Below are 17931 nucleotides of genomic sequence, written 5' to 3' on the forward strand. Positions count from 1 at the left end.
GCTTCCAGTGGCGCCGCCGCTTGATTTGGATCAATCAATGCGCGCTGTCGTGCCCTTGCTTGTCCTTGGGGTTGTAGATGGACGCATCGGCCGGGCCGGTGACTTCCAGCCCGGCTGCAAGGCCTTTGCCGGCGCGCGACAGGGCATGGTCGACCAGCAGGTACTTGCCGGGGTAGTTCACCTTGAAGTCCACGATCGTTGCGCCGCCTGGGGGCACCAAGGTGGTCTGCACATCCTGCTTGACGGCCGTGAGAGAACCTTCGCTGTAGACCTTGTCGAAGATCTCGCCGATCACGTGGAACGAAGAGATCTTGTTCGGACCGCCGACGCCGAAATACACGCGCACGGTTTCGCCCACCTTGGCTGTCACCTTGTGCTCCTGCGTCAGGGCGCCCACCGATCCGTTGAACGTGTAATAAGTGGGAAGCTCGTCGTCCGCCCGGTCATGGTTGAACGCCTGGTGCCCCTTGGTCCCCTTGGGATGAGACGTGTAGAGGTCGCCCTGCATCACGTAGAACTCCCTGTCCACTTTCGGCAGGCCTTGCGGCGGCTCGACCAGGATCATCCCGTACATGCCGGCCGAGATATGGTGCGGCACCGATGCGGTTGCGCAGTGATAGACGTACAGACCGGGATTGAGCGCCTTGAAGACCACGGTCTTCGACTGGCCGGGCCCCACCTGCGTGTGTTCGCCGCCCCCATGCCCGCCGGTCACGGCGTGCAGGTCGATCGAGTGGATCATCTTGCTGCTCTTGGCGTTGGTCAGCGTCAGCTCGACCGTGTCGCCTTTCTTGACCCGCAGCATGGGGCCGGGCACCTTCTTGTCGAAAGTCCAGTAGGTGAATGTCGTGCCATCGTCAAGCTTGCCATCGAGCTCCACGGTCTCGATGCTGTATTTCACGATCCGCGGCACCCGGTTGCCCAGGGCCTTGGGGACCTGGGTGGGATCGAGCGCGATGCTCACTGCATTCGGGGCGGCCGGGGCGATCGCTTCGGCTTTCGGGGCCGGCGCCGCCGCCGCGCCCATGACGGCGGTCGTCGCAGGTGGGGCAGGTTTGGTGGCTGCCGATGCAGCGGCCATTACAGCGGTGGCACCCAGGGAGCCGATCAACAAAGGCCCGCCGGAAAGCAATGCCACGATCGCGAAGGAGATGGGGGTGATCACACGGTCGAACATTTTGAGCTTTCTTTCACATCAGCGCGGGTGGAGCCTCCGCGGGGCCAACAGCCTTGTGGGCCGTTAACTCAATGTAGGAAGAAATCCCGGGCGGTGATAGGTGCCAATGGGTCCCGCCTTGATCCATCGCAAGTGGGCGCTGGTTGTTACCTCGGCCGCAAGCGGCTTGGCGTAGAGTGCAGCGTAAACAGGAGTCGAAACATGGCCATTCCACATACCGCGCCGGGCGAGGTCGTCGACGTCAAGCCTCTCGGCGCGGCGCTTGCCGCCACGCGATCGCACGCGCTCTTCAAGTCCGCCGACCTGGAGGTGATCCGCCTGGTCCTGCCCACGGGCCAGGAGATGCCCGAGCACGCGGTCGCCGGAGAGATCACGCTGCAATGCATCGAGGGACGCGTCGCCTTCACCTGCAATGCCGGCGAGGTGGAACTTGGCGCCGGCCAGCTCATCCATGCGGCGGGAGAGGAAGTGCACGGGCTGCGGGCCCTGCAGGACGCGTCGCTGCTTCTGACCATCGCGCTCAAGTCCCCTTGTTGATCCACCATTGGCCGCGCGGTGGTGGCTCGATGAAGGTCATATCGGCTCGCCACCCGCTGTGGCAGATGGGCTTTCGTCCGTTCTACCTGCTGGCCAGCATCTTTGCCGCGCTGTCCATCGGCCTGTGGGCGCTGCAGTTCTCAGGATGGCTGGGCCGCCCCTACCTGGAGGGACCGCTGTGGCACGCGCACGAAATGCTGTTCGGCTTCGCGCTGGCCGTGGTGGTGGGCTTCCTGTTCACGGCAGGCCGCAACTGGTCGAACCGTCCCACTCCGACGGGATGGCCACTGGCGGCTCTGGCCCTGCTGTGGGTGGCGGGACGGGTGCTGGTCCTGACGCCTTTCGCCTGGGCGGCCGCATTGGCCAACACCGCCTTCCCCGCCGCCGCCGCCATTGCATTGGCCGTCCCCTTCTTTTCCGCGGGCAGCCGCCGCAACTATTTCTTTGTCGCCCTGCTGCTGCTGATGTCGGTCGCCGTCATGGCGATACACCTGGACAGGCTTGCCGTGCTGGCGATCCCTGAATGGATCGGCATACAGATTGGGCTGGATGCCTTGTTGTTCATGATGGCCGTGATGGGCGGCCGCGTGATCCCGATGTTCACCAACAACGGCGTGCCCGGCGCGGCCGCCACCCGCCATCCCCTGGTCGAGAAGGCGGCGCTGGCCGCGATCCTGCTCCTGCTGGCGATCGATGCGCTGCAACTGCAAGGGTCGCCACTGGCCCTGCTGGCTGCCGCCGGCGCGGCAGCGCACCTGATCCGCTGGGCCCTTTGGCAGCCCTGGAAGTCCTGGCGCGCGCCCCTGGTCTGGGTACTGCATCTGGCGTACTTGTGGATTCCGGTGCACCTGGCGTTGCGGGCGATGTCCGCGGCGCAATGGATCGCGCCGTCGATCGCGGTCCATGCGCTCACCGTGGGCGCGGCGGGCGGCCTGATCATAGGCATGATGGTGCGCACCGCGCGCGGCCACACCGGGCGGCCCTTGCGGGCGGACCGGTGGGATGTAGCCGGCTTCGTGCTCATAGCGCTCGCAGCCTTCGTCCGCGTCTTCGTCCCGCTGGCGGCACCGGCCTGGGCTCTCGATGCCGTGCTGTGCTCGGCCGCGTTGTGGTCCGCCGGCTTCGGGCTTTACGCGGTGCGTTACTGGCCGGTGCTGACGCGCCCGCGGCTGGACGGGAACCCCGGCTGAGGGGCGCTTTGCGAAGCGTCCATCGCATGGAAGCTGCGCCCCACACCGATCGGTGCAGGTGCGGTCAGCACAATGCGCGCGAAGAGACGGTCGAAGCTCGGATCGCGCGCGCCAGGACCGAGCGGGTCCGGTGCGCAGAGAAAAGCAGCATCCAGCTCCACCCAGTCGGCCGCCGTCAGGAGCCGCTGTGCGGTCGGCAACAGCTCGGTTTCCTCGCAGCGCATGTGATCCAGGTAGAAGCGCACATACTCCCGGGCCGCCTGCTCGAAGGCAAGGCGGCGCGACTCGCCCAGCAGTTCCCAGGCCAGCAGCAGGTGCTGCAACGCGCGCACCTTTCCCTCGCCCTTCATGTGGTCGGCTTCCAGGCCTTCAATCACCGGCATGAGCTCGGGAGCGACGCGCAGCAGTTTGGGGAACAGCAAGTCCGATTCCCGGGGGTGGTGCTGGCGCTCGGGAAACTCATCGATATAGAAGAGCATTGCGCGCAGCACATCGAAGAACCGCTCGGGTTCGTCACCCGGGCCGTGGTCGACCATCATTGAAACGGAGTGCAGCACAGCGGCGATCGAAGCGTGCTGATCGCGAATAACCTGGGATGTGGATGAGGCCATGTCTGTCTCCGGTGCCAAATGTTGAAAGAAAAATGCTCAGACCTCGGCGGAGGCCGGTCTGACAGCGCTCGCTTGCCCGCCCAGCTCGTTGGCGTAGCCGTGATTCACGTCGCGGTGCCCAGCCTCGTCTTCGCGCACCGCCAGCACGACGTCGCGCAAGGTGGCGCCGTCCGGCAGGTTCCAGTACTTCTTGGCGATCTCCGGCGCGGACACGTTGGCGTGTTCGCCGGCATCGATCAGCGCCAGGTAGTTCGTGTAGCTTTGGTAGGCCTCTTCCTCGAAGTAGCCGACCACACGGTGCGCCACGGCAGGGGCCAGCAGGTACAGAAGGAAATAGGCGTTGTAGAAGAATCCCTGCACCAGGATGACAAGCAGGCGCTCGAACCAGTTGGGCTGGGCGATCTCGATGAAGGTCATCAGGTGCATGCGCTCGTTCTCCGCCTCGTCCATCAGCGTGCGGATCCAGCCTCGGTCATCCTCGATGCGGCGCAGACAGCGCAAGTGAGTCAGTGTCGCGCCCACCATTCCCGGGACGGCGGCCACGGTTTCCAGGACGATCGCCCGGTGGCCGTAGCGTTTGGCGAAGAACAGGTCGGCGAAGAATCGCAGGAATCGAACGAAGCCGTAAGCGAAGCGGTCACCGAAGTTGCGGGGGATGTGGTGAGGATTGTTTTGGAAAGTCATGGCTGGTACTTGGGTTAGGGATACGGGAATGGGGATGCCGCCGGACAACTGGCTTCACTGAACTCGCATTTCAAATGCGCGGGTCAGGCCGTCCAGATCGACGATGCGGATGTGGCGTTTGTCCACCTCCAGCAGGCGCTGCTGCACAAAGGCCGAGAAGGTGCGGCTCACCGTCTCCAGCTTCATGCCAAGGTAGCTCCCGATCTCGGCGCGCGACATGCGCAGGTGGAATTCGCTGGCCGACCAGCCGCGGGCCTTCAGCCGCTGCGACAGGTTCAGGAGAAAGGCGGCAAGCCGCTCTTCTGCGTTCATGCTTCCCAGCAGCATCATCAGGCTGTGCTCGCGCACGATCTCGCGGCTCATCAGGCGGCTGACCACATGCTGCATATTGCTGTTGCCGGCCGACAGTTCGTTCAAATGCGCGTAAGGGATGGCGCAGATCTCGGTGTCTTCCAGTGCGGTGGCGCTGCTGGCATGCGTGCCCTGCGCCAGGCCGTCCAGGCCCATCAACTCGCCGGCCATATGAAAGCCGCTCACCTGCTCGCGACCGTCGGCCAGCATCAGGCTGGACTTGAAGGTACCGCTGCGCACCGCGTAGATGAACTGGAACTTGTCACCTTCGCGGTACAGGGTGTCACCGGTCTTGACCTTGCGTCGGGCAAACATCAAGCTGTCCAGCTGCTGCATCTCCGTCCCGCCCAGCCCGCATGGCAGGCACAGCTCGCGCAGGTGGCAGGTGGAGCACTGGGTTTTCAGGGGCGCCGGCGCAACGTGCGCGCGCTGGGCCACGAAAACGGGACGGGAGGAACGGACGGGTGCTTCGAGGGCGGTGTTCATGAGGATCCTTGGCGGCTGAAATCAAAGCGAGACCGGTTGCCGCGCCGTGGCGACGGCGTGGGCCAGCTGGTCGAACTCGGTGCTCTTGTCGAGGAAGCGGACGGCGCCCTCGCGCAGGTAGCGCTCGCGGTAGGCGGGCGCCGAGTTGTTGCTGAATACGACGAATGCGATCTCGGGGTCGGAAAGGCGAACTGCTCGCAGCACCTGCAATCCCGAGCCGCCTTCCAGCTGAACGTCGAGCACCACCACATCGGGTTGCGTGGCCAGGATGCCGTCGATGGAGTCTTGCGGTGTCTTTGCCTGGCCGACGATCGTCATGGCCGGCGCTCCAAGCATCGCGGCAACTCGGGTGCGGATCAGTTCCGAGTCATCTGCCAGGAAAACCTTGAGGGGATTGTTGCGGGAAGGCATGCCGCTACTGTGCCGGGCGGCCCGCCTTCGCAACATCGGCGGCGGCTGAAACCGAGCCTCGGTCAAGTCCCAAACAGGACCGGGACTGCGCCTAGGTACGCTAGGAATATTCCTAGGGATCCAGCTGGTCGGCCAGGCCGTGCTTGATCGCGTAGCGGATCAGCTCGCTGGCGTTGCCCAGACCCATCTTCTGCATCAAGTTCGCCTTATGGGTGCTGACCGTCTTGACGGACAGGTTCAGGCGCGTGGCGATGTCGGTCACCGAAACGCCCGCCGCCAGCAAGCGGAAGACTTCGAATTCGCGCGCCGACAGGGACTCGTGCGCCGCGGCGGCCGCGCCCGGCATGGCGCCCAACGCGAGTTGCTCCGCCACCTCGGCGGTGATGAAGGCCCCGCCGCCGGCGATCTTGTGGATGGCCTGAACCAGCAGGGCCGGGGCGCTCTCCTTGGTCAGATAGCCGCTGGCGCCCGATTTGATGGCCCGCACCGCGTACTGCAGCTCCTGGTGCATGCTCAGCACCAGGATGCGCAACTTGGGTTTTTCGGCCTTGACCAGCTTGATCAGCTCCATGCCGCTGCGGCCGGGCATGGACAAGTCGAGCACCAGCACGTCGAAGTCGCGCTCGCGCACCAGCCGCATCACTTCGGTGCCGTCGCCGGCTTCGTCCACGATCTGCAGGCCGACGTCGGCGGCCACGATGCGCTTGAGGCCCTCACGCACGATGGCGTGGTCATCGGCAATGGCGATACGGATCACTTCGCGCCCTCTGTCCGGTACAGCGGAATGTGAGCCTGCACGCGGGTGCCGCGCCCCGGCTGGCTATCGATGCTGACGCTGCCCTTGAGGAGGTGCGCCCGTTCGCGCAGGCCCACCAGTCCCAACGAATTCTGCTTGCGGGGCGCGGCTGGTTCGAAGCCTACGCCGTCATCCTGCACCCAGAGCCTCGCTTCCCCAGGGTTCACGGCAACCCCCACCGTCACCTGCCGGGCCCGGGCGTGCTTGGCGACATTGGCCAGCGATTCCTGCACCATCCGGAAAACGGCGGTGGCATACGGCTCGGGCAACTCCAGCCCCTCATCCATCTCGATCCGGCAGGGCACGCCGGTGCGTTGCGTGAAGTTCTGGGCCAACCATTCGATCGCGGGCACCAGGCCCAGGTCGTCGAGCAACAGGGGCCGCAGGTCGGCGGCGATACGGCGGGTGGCTGCCACGCTGCCATCGAGCATGGCGAGCATCTCTCCCAGCTTGGCGGCAGCGCCATGCGGATCCCCTGCCACGTTGTCTCGCACCCAGATCGTGTCCATCTTCAGCGCCGTCAGCGATTGCGCCAGTTCGTCGTGCAACTCGCGGGCGACGCGGGTCTTCTCCTGCTCGCGGATGGCGCTGGCTTCGGCGGCGAACGCGGCAAGTTCCTCCTGCGCGCGCACGCGGTCGGACACGTCGCGCAGGATGACCGTGAGCAGCTTGCCTTCAGGGGTCTGCAGCTGCGAGATCGAGGCATCCAGGGGAAATTCCTCGCCGGTCGCCCGCTTGCCGTAGATCACCGTGCCGTCCCCCATGCGGCGGGACGTGACGCCGGTGGCGGCAAACTGCCCCACATGGGCCTCGTGACTGGCCTGGTACCTCGCCGGCAGCAGCATCGCCAGGCGTTGACCGACCACCTGGGCCGCGGGCCACCCGAAGATCTTTTCGGCAGCGCGGTTGTAGAGCACGATCCGCTGGCCTTCATCGATGGTGATGATGCCATCCATCGCCGAGTCCAGCAGGCCGGCCAGGCGGGCTGCCAGGCGCATCTGCTCCCGCTCCGCCTGCACCCGCTCGGTCACATCGCGCAGGATGACGGTGAACAGCTTGCCCTCGGGCGTGTCCAGCTGGGAAATGGAAGCATCGACCGGGAACTCTTCACCGCTGGCGCGCAAGCCATACACCACGGTGCTGCCACTCATGCGTCGCGAAGTGACGCCCGTGGCCCCGAAGCGGGCCACGTGCTCGGCGTGACGTTCGCGGAAGCGCGGGGGAATCAACCGTGTCAGGGGCTTGCCCATCACCTCGGCTGCCGGCCAGCCGAAGATGCGTTCGGCGGCGCGGTTGTACATGACGATGTTCTGATGCTGGTCGGCGGTGATGATGGCGTCCATGGCCGAATCCAACAGTCCCGCCAGCCGTGCGGCTGAGTTGTCGGAGATCGAAGGGGTTGAAGCCATGTTGCGCTCGGGCATGAGCGCAATTTACAGCACAATTGCCTCCCGCTGCTAGCGGTTCATCTTCTCCGGCGCCATGACGAGGATGGCCGTCATCAGGCTTGCCAGCGCACTGCAGCCCCAAAAGAGAAAAAACGCTGCTGCGTAAATCGCCTGTCGCGACCAGGGCAATGGATGGCCGAACCAATGCAGTTCCATGGGATCCACCACAGCGAATACCACCGCCTGCAGCGCGCACGCCGCCAGGAATGCAGGCCAGGCAATCCCCATGAGTCGGTTGACAGTGGGCATGGCGTTGTCTCCTTGGCTCTTTCACGGGCTGCCTGGCAGCGGTGTCGCCGCATGGTTGCGTCCCTGCAAGGCCGGCAGCAATGCCTTGCCGTGTTGCGCCGCAAGCGTCTTGTTGATCTCCATGCCGCGGCGATAGTAGTCTTCGGCCACCACCGGGTCGGGCGTGCCCACGGCGATCCACACGGTCGCGATCCCGGCAACGACCACCACGGCCGGCCCGGCAATCACCATCCAGACCAGGGGAAACTTCCACCAGGGGGCATCCGGCCGGTCTGCGCTGACGTTCTTCATGAGGCCTCTCCTAACGGGGAACAATGAACACCGACTTCTCGCCTACGTGGGCGTCGCCCGCGGCGTCGCCGATTCGGAACTCGATGGGATGCGAGCCCGGGTCGGCCGAGCCGTAGGCGATCTGCAGCCGCACCGGCACCCAGCGGGACTCGGCGGGTCCCACCTCGACTTCGGCTTCCGATGCAATGGCGAGGCCTGCCAGTCCACGAGCCGAGATGCGGTAACGCTGGGGCTGCTCCGTCGCATTCATGATCTGAAGCCGGTAGACGTTCTCCAGCTTGCCGCCTGCGACGATCCGCGAAAGAGCCGCCCGGTCGCGCACCACGTCGACCTTCAATGGCGTGCGGGCGACCAGGCTGGCCAGGACGCCGACGCACAAGGCCAGCAGCACGCAGGTGTAAATGAGCACGCGCGGGCGCAGTACTCGGCGCCACATCCGGCCCGCGTCCCACTGCCCAGCCAGGGCGTTCTGGGTGGTGAAGCGGATCAGCCCGCGCGGATAGTTCATCTTGTCCATCACCGTGTCGCACACGTCCACGCAAGCGGCGCAGCCTATGCATTCGTATTGCAGGCCCTGGCGGATGTCGATGCCGGTCGGACACACCTGCACGCACAAGGTGCAATCGACGCACGAACCCAGCGCCAGCGCGGAAAGCTCCGCCTTGCGCGAACGGGCGCCGCGCGGTTCGCCCCGCTCCGCGTCGTAGCTGACGATCAGCGTGTCGGCATCGAACATGGCGCTCTGGAAGCGTGCATAAGGGCACATGTACTTGCAGACCTGCTCGCGCAGGAAACCGGCATTGCCGTAAGTGGCGAAACCGTAGAAGAACACCCAGAACACTTCCCAGGAACTCATGCGGGCCTGCAGGAATTCCATGCCGAGCTCCCGGATCGGCGAGAAATAGCCCACGAAGGTGAAACCCGTCCACAATCCCAGGCCGATCCAGAGGAAGTGCTTGAACCACTTCTTCACCAGCTTCTCCAACGACATCGGCGCGCCGTCCAGGCGCATGCGCGCGCCGCGATCACCCTCCACCTTGCGCTCGATCCACAGGAATATCTCGGTGTACACGGTCTGCGGGCAAGCGAAGCCGCACCACAGTCGCCCTGCCACCGCGGTGAACAGGAACAGCGCGAGCGCACTGATCACCAGCAGGCCGGTGAGATAGATGAAATCCTGCGGGTACAGCACCAGGCCGAAGATGTAGAAGCGGCGCGCCCCCAGGTCGAACAACACCGCCTGGCGCTGGCCCCACTCCAGCCAGGGTATCCCATAGAACACCAGCTGGGTCAACGCGACGAAGCACCAGCGCCACCGCGAGAAGAAGCCCGATACCGAGCGCGGATAGATCTTCCTCTGCGCTTCGTAGAGCGACTCACCCTCGCCCTGGGATGGCACGGGAACGATGGGGATGACCTTGCGCGTGGTGGCGGAAGACTGCAAAGCGAAGCTTCCGTTCAGGGCTTGGCCGCAACGGCATTGTTGGACAGGCCCCAGACATAGGCGCCCAGCAGCTGGATCTGCGCCTCGGTGAGCTTGCCGGCCTGCCCCGGCATGTCGCTGGTCTTGCCGCCGTTGATGATCGCGACGATGGCCGGTTCGCCCCAGCCGTGCAGCCAGATGTCGTCGGTGAGGTTGGGTGCGCCCAGGGCCGCGTTGCCCTTGCCGTCGATCCCATGGCAGGCGGCGCAGGCCGTGAACTTGCTTCTGCCGAGCTGGCCGCGCAGCGAGTCGTGCGGGCTGTTGGAGAGGCTCAGCACATAGTTGGCGACGTTCTTGACGTCATCGCTGGTCCCCACGGCCGCGGCCATCGGGGGCATCTGCCCATGGCGCCCGCCGGTAATGGTCTCGATGATCTTCTCGGGCGTGCCCCCGAACAGCCAGTCCTTGTCGGTCAGGTTCGGAAAGCCCTTGCTGCCGCGCGCGTCCGAGCCGTGGCATTGGGCGCAGTTGTTCATGAACAAGCGCTCACCGATGGCCATGGCGTGGGGATCGCCGGCCAGTTCTTCCGCCTTGCGCGCCGCGAACTGGGAATACAAGGGCGCAAGCTCCTGCTTGGCCTTCTCCACCTCGGCGTCGTACTCGCCCCGTTGCGTCCAGCGCAGCTCGCCCTCATAGGAGCCCAGGCCGGGATAGGCCACCAGGTACAGCATGCCGAACACGATGGTCAGCACGAACAGCCACATCCACCAGCGCGGCATGGGATTGTTCATTTCCCGCAGATCCTCGTCCCAGACATGGCCCGTGGTGTTGTCGCCGTCGGAAACCACCTTCTTGCGCGCGGTGATCCACAGAAGCAGCAGACAGGCCAGGATGCTGACGAACGTCACGCCCGCCACATAGATCGACCAGTAATCCGAATTGAAATCGCTCATGGCGGCGCTCACGATCAGTCTTGTTGGAAGGGAATGCCTGCCGCTTCGTCGAAGCGGGAGCGGTTGCCGCGTGAATAGGCCCACCAGGCGATGGCCAGGAAGGTGATGAACGAGGCCAGCGTGGCCGCGATGCGCAGGGTCGTGACGTCCATTTGAGAGGCTCCTTGTCTTACTTGAGGGCCAGGCCCAGGCCCTGGAGGTAGGCGACCATGGCCTCCATCTCGGTCTTGCCTTTCACCTCGGCGGCGGCCTGGGCGATCTCGGCGTCGGTGTAGGGAACGCCCACCATCCGCAAGGCCTTCATGCGCGGGGCCATGCCGGCGGCGTCCACCTTGTTCTTCTCCAGCCAGGGGTAAGCGGGCATGTTGGACTCGGGCACCAGGTCCCGCGGGTTGTTCAGGTGGATACGGTGCCACTCGTCGCTGTACTTGCCTCCCACCCGATGGAGGTCGGGACCGGTTCGCTTGCTGCCCCACTGGAACGGATGGTCGTAGACGAACTCGCCCGCCACCGAGTAGTGGCCGTAGCGCAGGGTTTCCGCGCGGAACGGCCGGATCATCTGGGAGTGGCAGTTGTAGCAACCCTCGCGCAGGTAAATGTCGCGCCCGGCCAGCTGCAGCGCGGTGTAGGGCTTGACGCCGGTCACCGGCTGGGTTGTCGATTTCTGGAAGAACAGCGGCACGATCTCCACGGCGCCGCCTATGGCGACCACCAGCAGGATCAGCACGATCATCAGGAAATTGTTGGTCTCCACTTTCTCGTGAGAGAAGCCGGTGGCCTTGTTGGTGTTCTCGCTCATGTTTCTTTCTCCATCAGGCCGCTTGCGGCATCGGCACGGCGACGCGGGCCGCGTGGCCGCCCACCACGGTCATCCAGGTATTCCAGGCCATGACCAGCATGCCGCCCAGGTACAGCAACCCGCCCAGCAGCCGGACCACGTAGAAGGGATAGGTAGCCTTGACCGATTCGACGAAGGTGTAGGTCAGCGTGCCGTCGCCGTTGACGCCGCGCCACATCAGGCCCTGCATCACGCCGGCGATCCACATGGCCGCGATGTACAGGACGATGCCGACGGTGCACATCCAGAAGTGCAGCTCGATCGCGGGCACCGAGTGCATCTTCTTCTGGCCGAACAGGCGCGGGATCATGTAGTAGAGCGTTCCCATGGTGATCAGCCCGACCCAGCCCAGGGCGCCCGCGTGGACATGGCCGACGGTCCAGTCGGTGTAGTGGGAGAGCGCGTTGACGGTCTTGATCGACATCAGCGGGCCTTCGAAGGTGGCCATGCCGTAGAACGACAGCGCCACGATCAGGAAGCGCAGGATCGGGTCGTCGCGCAGCTTGTGCCAGGCGCCCGACAGCGTCATCACGCCATTGATCATCCCGCCCCAGCTGGGGGCCAGGAGGATCAGCGAGAACACCATGCCCACCGACTGCGTCCAGTCCGGCAGCGCCGTGTAGTGCAGATGGTGGGGGCCGGCCCACATGTAGGTGAAGATCAGCGCCCAGAAGTGCACGATCGACAGGCGGTAGCTGTACACCGGCCGCTCGGCCTGCTTGGGGATGAAGTAGTACATCATTCCCAGGAAGCCCGCCGTGAGGAAGAAGCCCACCGCGTTATGGCCATACCACCACTGGATCATCGCGTCCTGCACACCGGCGTAAGCGGAGTACGACTTCATCCAGCCGGCTGGAACCGCGGCGCTGTTGATCAGGTGCAGGATGGCCACGGCCAGGATGAACGAGCCGTAGAACCAGTTGGCCACGTAGATGTGGCGCACCTTGCGGATGCCGATGGTGCCGAAGAACACGATGGCGTAGGACACCCACACCAGAGTGATCAGGATGTCGATGGGCCATTCCAGCTCGGCGTATTCCTTGCCCGAGGTGTAGCCCAGGGGCAGGCTGATGGCGGCGGCGACAATGACGGCCTGCCAGCCCCAGAAGGTGAAACTGGCCAGCTTGGCCCCGAACAATGGGACGCTGCAGGTGCGCTGCACCACGTAGTAGCTGCTTCCGATCAGCGCGCAGCCGCCGAAGGCGAAAATCACCGCGTTGGTATGCAGGGGGCGCAGCCGCCCGTAGCTCAGCCACGGTATGCCGAAGTTCAGTTCGGGCCAGGCCAGCTGGGCGGCGATGAACACGCCGACCAGCATGCCGACCACGCCCCACACCACCGCCATCAGCGAGAACTGGCGCACGACGCTGTCGTTGTACAGGATGGCGGAGCCGGGTTTGTCGTTCATGGAGAGCACCTTCTTTTCGTGACGCTCCCAGTCTCGCCGCGCCCCGGCCCGGCCGGCTTGACGAAAATCAATCGGAGTGCAGAATGCGCTCGCCTTCGGCGTCCAGCGCCTCGAACTGCCCGCGCCACACCGCCCAAGCCAGGCCGCCCAGGATCAGCAGGGCCAGCGCCACCGACAGCGGTATCAGGAGGAACAGGATGTCCATGTCAGCGACCTCAAGACACGCGGGCCAGCCGTGCCGAATTCACCACGACGAGGAGGGAGCTCGCCGCCATGCCGAGGCCGGCCAGCCAGGGCGGCATCCAACCCATGACAGCCAGGGGCACGCAAACGGCGTTGTAACCGGCGGCCCAGGCCAGGTTCTGGCGCACGATCATGCGGGTGCGGCGCGCATGCAGCAGCAACGACGCCACTGCCGTGAGCTGTCCGCCCAGCACGACGAAATCGGCCTGGGCCTGGGCCAAGGGCACGGCGTGGCCCATGGCGACCGACACGTCCGCACGAGCCAGCACCGGGCCGTCGTTGATGCCGTCACCGACCATGGCGATGCGATGGCCGCCTTGCTGCAGCTGGCGCACGTGTTCCAGCTTGTCCGCGGGCGATTGATTGCCCCAACTCGCGTTGATGCCGGCGAGCCGGGCGATGCGGCGGACTGCGCGGGTCTGGTCGCCGGACAGCAACTGCAGCCGCAACTTCAACCGTCGCAGTGCGCCCACCGCAGGCACGGCGCCTGGACGCAGCGCCTCCTCCAGCTCGAAACTCGCCAGCCATCCGTCCTCGTCGGCCAAATGAACCTGGCTGGTGGCGCTTCCCTTCATTGACGAATCACCGCAGAAAGCAGCCGATCCCAGCTTCAAGTTGCGCGGCTGCCACCCGCTGTCGCGCGACACTCTCCCCGAGACACCGCCGCCCGAGGTCTCTTGGACCTCAGACGCGTTCCAGCCAGCAGCGCCAGCGGCCGCTACGATCGCGCGTGACGCGGGATGCAGGGAATGACTAGCGAGCGCGGCCGCCAGCCCCAATGCCTCGGCCGTACCGGTGCCGGGTCGGCAATGGCTGCGCACGACCGAAACTCGCTGCTCCGTCAGCGTTCCGGTCTTGTCGAACACCACCGTGTCGATGCCGGCGCATGTCTCCAGCGCCTGGAGCCGGCGCACCAGGACGCCCCGCCGTGCCAACCCACCGGCGGCAGCCAGCGTGGCGGCTGGCGTAGCCAGCGACAAGGCGCACGGACAGGTGACGATCAGCACAGCCACGGCCACGCTCAGCGCTTGTGCGGGCCCGGCCGGCCACCACCAGGCGGCGGCCGCCGCGCTGGCGATGAGCACGCCCAGCAGGAACGGGCCGGCGATGCGATCGGCGAGTTGGGCCAGCTGCGGCTTCTCGACCGAAGCGCGCTCCATCATGGCGACGATGCCGGCGAAACGGGTCTGCTCGCCGGTACGCTCGACATGAACCACGACCATGCCCGTCAGGTTGTGGCTGCCCGCCACCACCGGCTGACCCTCGCCACGCGACAAGGCGTGCGACTCGCCCGTGAGCAGGGCTTCGTCGACGCGCGTTTCGCCGGCCACGACCGTCCCGTCGGCGGGGAACACTTCACCGGGCAGCACGCGGATCCGATCGCCGATGGCGAGTTGGCGCACCGGCACGCGTCCGAACCCGCCATCGGCCGACTGCCGCTCGACCGTCTCGGGCATGCGGCGAGCCAGGGCTTCCAGCGACCCGGCCGTCTTGTGGCGAAGCCGCTGCTCCAACAGCCGCCCGGACAACAGAAAGAAGACGAACATGCTGATCGAGTCGTACCAGACATCGCCGCCCATCGGCCCACTGGGATCGAACGTGGCCGCAGTGCTTGCGCCGAAAGCGATGGCCAGCCCCAGTGCCACCGGCACGTCCATTCCCATGCGCCCATGGCGCAGGTCACGCCAGGCCGACTCGAAGAACGGCCGGCAGGAGAACAGCAGCACGGGCAAGGTGAGAATCCACGACGCCCAACGCAGCAGGGCCTGGATGTCCGGGGTGATTTCCCCGGGCTGCGCCACATAGGCCGGGGTGGCGTACATCATCACCTGCATCATGCAAAAACCCGCGACCAGCCAGCGCCACAGGAGCAGCCTTTGCGCCCGCAAGCGCGGCACGGCCGAAAGCAGATCGGCTGCCGGCAACGCGCCGTAGCCTGCGCGTTGCAGGGCCTTGAACCACTCCGACGGCTTGCCGGGACTGGGCGACCAGACCACCCGCGCGGTCGCCGTCGCGCCGTTGACTTGCACGCTGCGCACGCCCGGGCTGCCCAGCAGGGCCTCTTCCACTGTGAGCGAACACCCCGGGCAGTACATGCCCTCGATGGCGAGATAGGACTCCCACCAGCCCTCGCTGCCGGCCAACTTGCGACTGAAGCCCTGCCACTCGGCGGGCTCATCCAGCGCGGCCCAGCGCACGGGCTCGGCGGCAAGGACAAGTGTGGCGCTTTGCATGTTGCAAGGCTAACGACGGCGTTGCGCTGCGCGGTTGACCTGGATCAACTACGCCAGCCGCAAGCCGCCCTAACCTGCACCAATTGCACAGGAGACCCTTATGTACAGACGAATCCTGGTCGCCACCGACGGCTCGACCCTCTCCAAGAAAGCCGTCCGCGACAGCATCGGCCTGGCGGCCGCGACCGGTGCGGAACTTGTCGCGCTCCATGTCGTGCCTCGCTACCCCGTGAGTTACTTCGACGGCGCCCTCACGATTTCCAGCGACGACATCGCCCGGACCGAAAAACATTGGCACGATCAGGGTCAGGCGGTTGTCGATCGGGTGCGCGAGGCCGCGTTGTCCGACGGCGTCAAAGCCAAGGGGGTGGTCGCCCACTCGGATCTCGTAGCCGAGTCCATCATGGCTGTCGCCAGGAAGCACAAGTGCGACCTGGTCGTCATGGCTTCACACGGCCGCAAAGGCATCAAGCGGATCCTGCTGGGCAGTGAGACCCAGCAGGTCCTCACCCACAGCAACTTGCCCGTCCTGGTTCTGCGCTGATCCCGTGAAGTAGCGCGTTACGTGTGTGCTTCCCGCGCGACCAGGACCGGAACGGGTGACTGGGACACGACCTTGGCGGCGATGCTGCCCAGCAGCATCCGCCTGATCCCCGTGCGCCCGTGCGAACCCACGACGATCAGATCGGCACCCTCCTCCCGGGCCGCCTGAAGGATGCCATCGGACGCGTGCACGTCTTCGGCACGCCGCCAGCGAAGCTCGATTGCTTTGCCTTCCTTGTTGCACAAGGCCGCCACCTTGGCGTGAGCCTGGGCCGCATGCTCGTACGCGGACGACATGTAGGCCTGGAACCCGAGCGGGTTGCTCTCACCAATACCCAGGTACGGGTAGGGGTCGATGACGTACAGCGCCGTCAGTCTTGCGCCGCATGTGCGCGCCAGTTCCACCGCCAGCTGCGCCGCGCGCGTGGAAGCCGGGGAACCGTCAGTGGCAAGCAGGATATTGCTGAACATGGGGATACCTCGATGTGCTGCTTCTACAGGCTCCATGGTGCACCCGCGGCTGGAACCGTGCTTGACTTTTATCAATGGCCCCCGCCCTCGCGCGACCAACAATTCGCTTATCACCAAGGGGTTTCCATGAAGAGATACCACAGCGGCCTGGTGGCCGAATACGACCAACTCCTGGCACGGCGCGAACGGGAGCTTTGCGCGCTGCTGCGTGCACGCGAAGAGCAGGCGGTCGGCGCCGCTCGGGACGACATCAGCGACTTCAAGGACGTGGCGACCCGGGAGTCGCAAGTCGTCGTTGATGAGGTCCAGGCCGAACACGCCGCGCACGAGCTCGAGCAGGTCCTGGCGGCCCGCCGCCGGCTGCAGGAGCTCAACTACGGGATGTGCCAGGATTGCGGCGCGCCCATCGACCTGCGCCGCCTCTCAGCCATGCCCGCTGCGTCCCACTGCGTGTCCTGCCAGTACATGCGCGAGCACCAGCCGTACTCGTGATACGGGCGCTCAACGCTCCACTGTCTTGTTCCACCGCGCATTCCACGCCGGCCGGTTCTCGTTGATCGTGTCCCAGTCGACCGTGGTCGCGGTCTTCATGTACTGGTTCATCTGAGCCACCAGCGCCGCCGACGCGCCGGTGGCCTTGGTCCTGGAATTGGACGGGATCTGGTTGCCGTGCTCCAGCGCCGCGGCCTGGGCTTCCGGCGACAGCAGGTACTGGGCCAGCTTGTGCGCCAGCGCGGGCTCGCTGTTCTTCGCGATCACGCACTCGCCCACCGTGAGGACGGCCGAGCCTTCCTTGGGCTGCACGTACTCCACCGGCAGGCCCTTCTCCTTCAGCACGCCGACGGCAGTCGGCGTCAGCGGGAACATCGCGGCCTCGCCGGTCTGCACCATCTCGGCGATCTTGGCCGAGCTGGGGATGTACTCCACCACGTTCGGGCCGATGGTCGTGGCCCAGGCCTTGAAGCCGGGCTCCACGTTCTTGTCGGTGCCGCCCTGGATGCGGTTGAACAGCAGGAAACCATGCAGGCCGAAGGTCGACGACGACAGCGACTGGAACACCACCTTGCCCTTGAACTTGGGATTGGCCATGTCCATCCACGAAGTGGGCGCCGGCCAGCCCTTCTCTGCGAACATCTTCTTGTTGTAGGCGATGCCGGTCATGCCGACGTTGACGCCGGCGGCCATGTCGCCTTTGAAGCGCGCGGTGGGGTACAGGTCGTTCAAGGCCTGGCTGGGCTGCATCTTCTCGCACAGGCCCATGCCGATGGCGCGATACATGATGCCGTCGTCCAGGAACATCACGTGCATCTGCGGGTTGTCCTTGTTGGCCTGGGCCTTGGCCAGGATGTCCGACGAGGTCCCGGGCACCACCACCACCTTGACGTTGTTGGCCTTCTCGAAAGCGCCGAACACGTTCTCGGTATAGGTCTTCTCCATCGTGCCGCCGTTCATGCCGATGTACAGCGTCTTGGTTTGCGCCAAGGCCGCGCCGGTGGAGAAGCAGGCGGCAGCGGCGGCCAGGCACAGGGCAGTGCGACGAGTGGAAAGGAAGCGTGAAGGCAGGTTCATGGCAATCTCCTGGAGGGT

At 65.5% G+C, this 17931-nt stretch carries 22 protein-coding genes; 4 read left to right on the forward strand and 18 right to left on the reverse strand.

Annotated features, from left to right (window positions below; translation table 11 throughout):
* Window positions 1-34: 34 nt before the first annotated feature.
* A complete protein-coding gene (nirK, locus tag HNE04_RS15160; protein WP_172220592.1) occupies window positions 35-1177 on the reverse strand; it encodes a copper-containing nitrite reductase in 1143 nt (380 codons plus the stop codon).
* 201 nt (window positions 1178-1378) lie between these two features.
* Here nirK and HNE04_RS15165 point away from each other — a divergent pair, with 201 nt between their 5' ends.
* Both HNE04_RS15165 and HNE04_RS15170 read left to right on the forward strand, forming a co-directional pair.
* The gene (locus HNE04_RS15165; RefSeq protein WP_172220595.1) at window positions 1379-1714 is read left to right on the forward strand and encodes a cupin domain-containing protein; all 336 of its coding nucleotides are present in this window, start codon (window positions 1379-1381) and stop codon (window positions 1712-1714) included.
* A 29-nt stretch (window positions 1715-1743) separates the two neighbouring features.
* On the forward strand, window positions 1744-2904 hold the full coding sequence (locus tag HNE04_RS15170) for an NnrS family protein (RefSeq protein WP_172220598.1): 1161 nt from the start codon (window positions 1744-1746) through the stop codon (window positions 2902-2904).
* Here HNE04_RS15170 and HNE04_RS15175 read toward each other — a convergent pair.
* From HNE04_RS15175 to HNE04_RS15245, 15 genes are all read right to left on the reverse strand, one after another.
* The gene (locus HNE04_RS15175; RefSeq protein WP_172220600.1) at window positions 2856-3515 is read right to left on the reverse strand and encodes a hemerythrin domain-containing protein; all 660 of its coding nucleotides are present in this window, start codon (window positions 3513-3515) and stop codon (window positions 2856-2858) included. The two genes, HNE04_RS15170 and HNE04_RS15175, sit on opposite strands and share 49 nt — an antisense overlap.
* Before the next feature lie 36 nt (window positions 3516-3551).
* Window positions 3552-4199: an alternative oxidase gene (locus HNE04_RS15180; RefSeq protein WP_172220602.1), complete on the reverse strand. Its 648-nt coding sequence runs from the start codon at window positions 4197-4199 to the stop codon at window positions 3552-3554.
* 54 nt (window positions 4200-4253) lie between these two features.
* Window positions 4254-5036, reverse strand: coding sequence for a fumarate/nitrate reduction transcriptional regulator Fnr (gene fnr / locus HNE04_RS15185; RefSeq protein ID WP_172220604.1), 783 nt, complete (start codon window positions 5034-5036; stop codon window positions 4254-4256).
* Window positions 5037-5057: 21 nt separating this feature from the next.
* Window positions 5058-5447, reverse strand: a complete 390-nt coding sequence (locus tag HNE04_RS15190) for a response regulator (protein WP_172220606.1) — start codon at window positions 5445-5447, stop codon at window positions 5058-5060.
* Window positions 5448-5559: 112 nt separating this feature from the next.
* Window positions 5560-6204, reverse strand: coding sequence for a response regulator (locus tag HNE04_RS15195; protein ID WP_172220608.1), 645 nt, complete (start codon window positions 6202-6204; stop codon window positions 5560-5562).
* A complete protein-coding gene (locus tag HNE04_RS15200) occupies window positions 6201-7667 on the reverse strand; it encodes a PAS domain-containing sensor histidine kinase (protein ID WP_172220610.1) in 1467 nt (488 codons plus the stop codon). The genes HNE04_RS15195 and HNE04_RS15200 overlap by 4 nt, the downstream gene beginning before the upstream one ends.
* 33 nt (window positions 7668-7700) lie before the next feature.
* Window positions 7701-7940 (reverse strand): hypothetical protein, encoded by a 240-nt coding sequence (locus tag HNE04_RS15205; protein ID WP_328700342.1) that lies wholly within the window; start codon window positions 7938-7940, stop codon window positions 7701-7703.
* A 21-nt stretch (window positions 7941-7961) separates the two neighbouring features.
* Complete coding sequence (locus tag HNE04_RS15210; protein ID WP_172220612.1) at window positions 7962-8231, reverse strand: FixH family protein; 270 nt, start codon at window positions 8229-8231, stop codon at window positions 7962-7964.
* 10 nt (window positions 8232-8241) lie between these two features.
* Window positions 8242-9675, reverse strand: coding sequence for a cytochrome c oxidase accessory protein CcoG (ccoG, locus tag HNE04_RS15215; RefSeq protein WP_172220614.1), 1434 nt, complete (start codon window positions 9673-9675; stop codon window positions 8242-8244).
* A 14-nt stretch (window positions 9676-9689) separates the two neighbouring features.
* Window positions 9690-10607, reverse strand: a complete 918-nt coding sequence (gene ccoP / locus HNE04_RS15220) for a cytochrome-c oxidase, cbb3-type subunit III (RefSeq protein WP_172220617.1) — start codon at window positions 10605-10607, stop codon at window positions 9690-9692.
* 14 nt (window positions 10608-10621) lie between these two features.
* Window positions 10622-10759: a cbb3-type cytochrome oxidase subunit 3 gene (locus HNE04_RS15225; protein WP_172220620.1), complete on the reverse strand. Its 138-nt coding sequence runs from the start codon at window positions 10757-10759 to the stop codon at window positions 10622-10624.
* A 17-nt stretch (window positions 10760-10776) separates the two neighbouring features.
* Window positions 10777-11406 carry a cytochrome-c oxidase, cbb3-type subunit II gene (gene ccoO / locus HNE04_RS15230; protein WP_172220623.1) on the reverse strand — a complete coding sequence of 210 codons (630 nt, stop codon included), beginning with the start codon at window positions 11404-11406 and terminating at the stop codon, window positions 10777-10779.
* 13 nt (window positions 11407-11419) lie between these two features.
* On the reverse strand, window positions 11420-12853 hold the full coding sequence (gene ccoN / locus HNE04_RS15235) for a cytochrome-c oxidase, cbb3-type subunit I (RefSeq protein ID WP_172220626.1): 1434 nt from the start codon (window positions 12851-12853) through the stop codon (window positions 11420-11422).
* 67 nt (window positions 12854-12920) lie between these two features.
* Entirely contained in the window at window positions 12921-13058 is a 138-nt protein-coding gene (ccoS, locus tag HNE04_RS15240) for a cbb3-type cytochrome oxidase assembly protein CcoS (RefSeq protein ID WP_172220629.1), read from the reverse strand.
* Between the two features lie 10 nt (window positions 13059-13068).
* On the reverse strand, window positions 13069-15330 hold the full coding sequence (locus HNE04_RS15245; protein WP_172220632.1) for a heavy metal translocating P-type ATPase: 2262 nt from the start codon (window positions 15328-15330) through the stop codon (window positions 13069-13071).
* Window positions 15331-15430: 100 nt separating this feature from the next.
* On the opposite strand from HNE04_RS15245, the gene HNE04_RS15250 reads away from it, so the two are divergent.
* Window positions 15431-15874: a universal stress protein gene (locus HNE04_RS15250; protein ID WP_172220635.1), complete on the forward strand. Its 444-nt coding sequence runs from the start codon at window positions 15431-15433 to the stop codon at window positions 15872-15874.
* A gap of 17 nt (window positions 15875-15891) precedes the next feature.
* Here the strand turns inward: HNE04_RS15250 and HNE04_RS15255 are convergent, their stop codons facing one another.
* On the reverse strand, window positions 15892-16344 hold the full coding sequence (locus HNE04_RS15255; protein ID WP_172220637.1) for a universal stress protein: 453 nt from the start codon (window positions 16342-16344) through the stop codon (window positions 15892-15894).
* 126 nt (window positions 16345-16470) lie between these two features.
* Here HNE04_RS15255 and HNE04_RS15260 point away from each other — a divergent pair, with 126 nt between their 5' ends.
* Window positions 16471-16836: a TraR/DksA family transcriptional regulator gene (locus tag HNE04_RS15260; protein ID WP_172220640.1), complete on the forward strand. Its 366-nt coding sequence runs from the start codon at window positions 16471-16473 to the stop codon at window positions 16834-16836.
* Window positions 16837-16845: 9 nt separating this feature from the next.
* Here the strand turns inward: HNE04_RS15260 and HNE04_RS15265 are convergent, their stop codons facing one another.
* The gene (locus tag HNE04_RS15265) at window positions 16846-17913 is read right to left on the reverse strand and encodes an ABC transporter substrate-binding protein (RefSeq protein ID WP_172220643.1); all 1068 of its coding nucleotides are present in this window, start codon (window positions 17911-17913) and stop codon (window positions 16846-16848) included.
* Window positions 17914-17931 lie beyond the last annotated feature (18 nt).

This window comes from Caenimonas soli (assembly GCF_013155545.1).
GTDB classification, from domain to species: Bacteria; Pseudomonadota; Gammaproteobacteria; order Burkholderiales; family Burkholderiaceae_C; genus Ramlibacter; species Ramlibacter soli.

What these genes read in the sequence shown, in the direction of transcription:
- HNE04_RS15255 (WP_172220637.1), bottom strand. Translation starts at nt 16,344, where the DNA reads ATGTTCAGCAATATCCTGCTTGCCACTGACGGTTCCCCGGCTTCCACG.
- HNE04_RS15175 (WP_172220600.1), bottom strand. Translation starts at nt 3,515, where the DNA reads ATGGCCTCATCCACATCCCAGGTTATTCGCGATCAGCACGCTTCGATC.
- ccoS (WP_172220629.1), bottom strand. Translation starts at nt 13,058, where the DNA reads ATGGACATCCTGTTCCTCCTGATACCGCTGTCGGTGGCGCTGGCCCTG.
- fnr (WP_172220604.1), bottom strand. Translation starts at nt 5,036, where the DNA reads ATGAACACCGCCCTCGAAGCACCCGTCCGTTCCTCCCGTCCCGTTTTC.
- HNE04_RS15165 (WP_172220595.1), top strand. Translation starts at nt 1,379, where the DNA reads ATGGCCATTCCACATACCGCGCCGGGCGAGGTCGTCGACGTCAAGCCT.
- HNE04_RS15180 (WP_172220602.1), bottom strand. Translation starts at nt 4,199, where the DNA reads ATGACTTTCCAAAACAATCCTCACCACATCCCCCGCAACTTCGGTGAC.
- HNE04_RS15170 (WP_172220598.1), top strand. Translation starts at nt 1,744, where the DNA reads ATGAAGGTCATATCGGCTCGCCACCCGCTGTGGCAGATGGGCTTTCGT.
- HNE04_RS15265 (WP_172220643.1), bottom strand. Translation starts at nt 17,913, where the DNA reads ATGAACCTGCCTTCACGCTTCCTTTCCACTCGTCGCACTGCCCTGTGC.
- ccoP (WP_172220617.1), bottom strand. Translation starts at nt 10,607, where the DNA reads ATGAGCGATTTCAATTCGGATTACTGGTCGATCTATGTGGCGGGCGTG.
- ccoN (WP_172220626.1), bottom strand. Translation starts at nt 12,853, where the DNA reads ATGAACGACAAACCCGGCTCCGCCATCCTGTACAACGACAGCGTCGTG.
- HNE04_RS15205 (WP_328700342.1), bottom strand. Translation starts at nt 7,940, where the DNA reads ATGCCCACTGTCAACCGACTCATGGGGATTGCCTGGCCTGCATTCCTG.
- HNE04_RS15190 (WP_172220606.1), bottom strand. Translation starts at nt 5,447, where the DNA reads ATGCCTTCCCGCAACAATCCCCTCAAGGTTTTCCTGGCAGATGACTCG.
- HNE04_RS15245 (WP_172220632.1), bottom strand. Translation starts at nt 15,330, where the DNA reads ATGCAAAGCGCCACACTTGTCCTTGCCGCCGAGCCCGTGCGCTGGGCC.
- HNE04_RS15250 (WP_172220635.1), top strand. Translation starts at nt 15,431, where the DNA reads ATGTACAGACGAATCCTGGTCGCCACCGACGGCTCGACCCTCTCCAAG.
- HNE04_RS15225 (WP_172220620.1), bottom strand. Translation starts at nt 10,759, where the DNA reads ATGGACGTCACGACCCTGCGCATCGCGGCCACGCTGGCCTCGTTCATC.
- nirK (WP_172220592.1), bottom strand. Translation starts at nt 1,177, where the DNA reads ATGTTCGACCGTGTGATCACCCCCATCTCCTTCGCGATCGTGGCATTG.
- ccoO (WP_172220623.1), bottom strand. Translation starts at nt 11,406, where the DNA reads ATGAGCGAGAACACCAACAAGGCCACCGGCTTCTCTCACGAGAAAGTG.
- HNE04_RS15200 (WP_172220610.1), bottom strand. Translation starts at nt 7,667, where the DNA reads ATGCCCGAGCGCAACATGGCTTCAACCCCTTCGATCTCCGACAACTCA.
- HNE04_RS15260 (WP_172220640.1), top strand. Translation starts at nt 16,471, where the DNA reads ATGAAGAGATACCACAGCGGCCTGGTGGCCGAATACGACCAACTCCTG.
- HNE04_RS15210 (WP_172220612.1), bottom strand. Translation starts at nt 8,231, where the DNA reads ATGAAGAACGTCAGCGCAGACCGGCCGGATGCCCCCTGGTGGAAGTTT.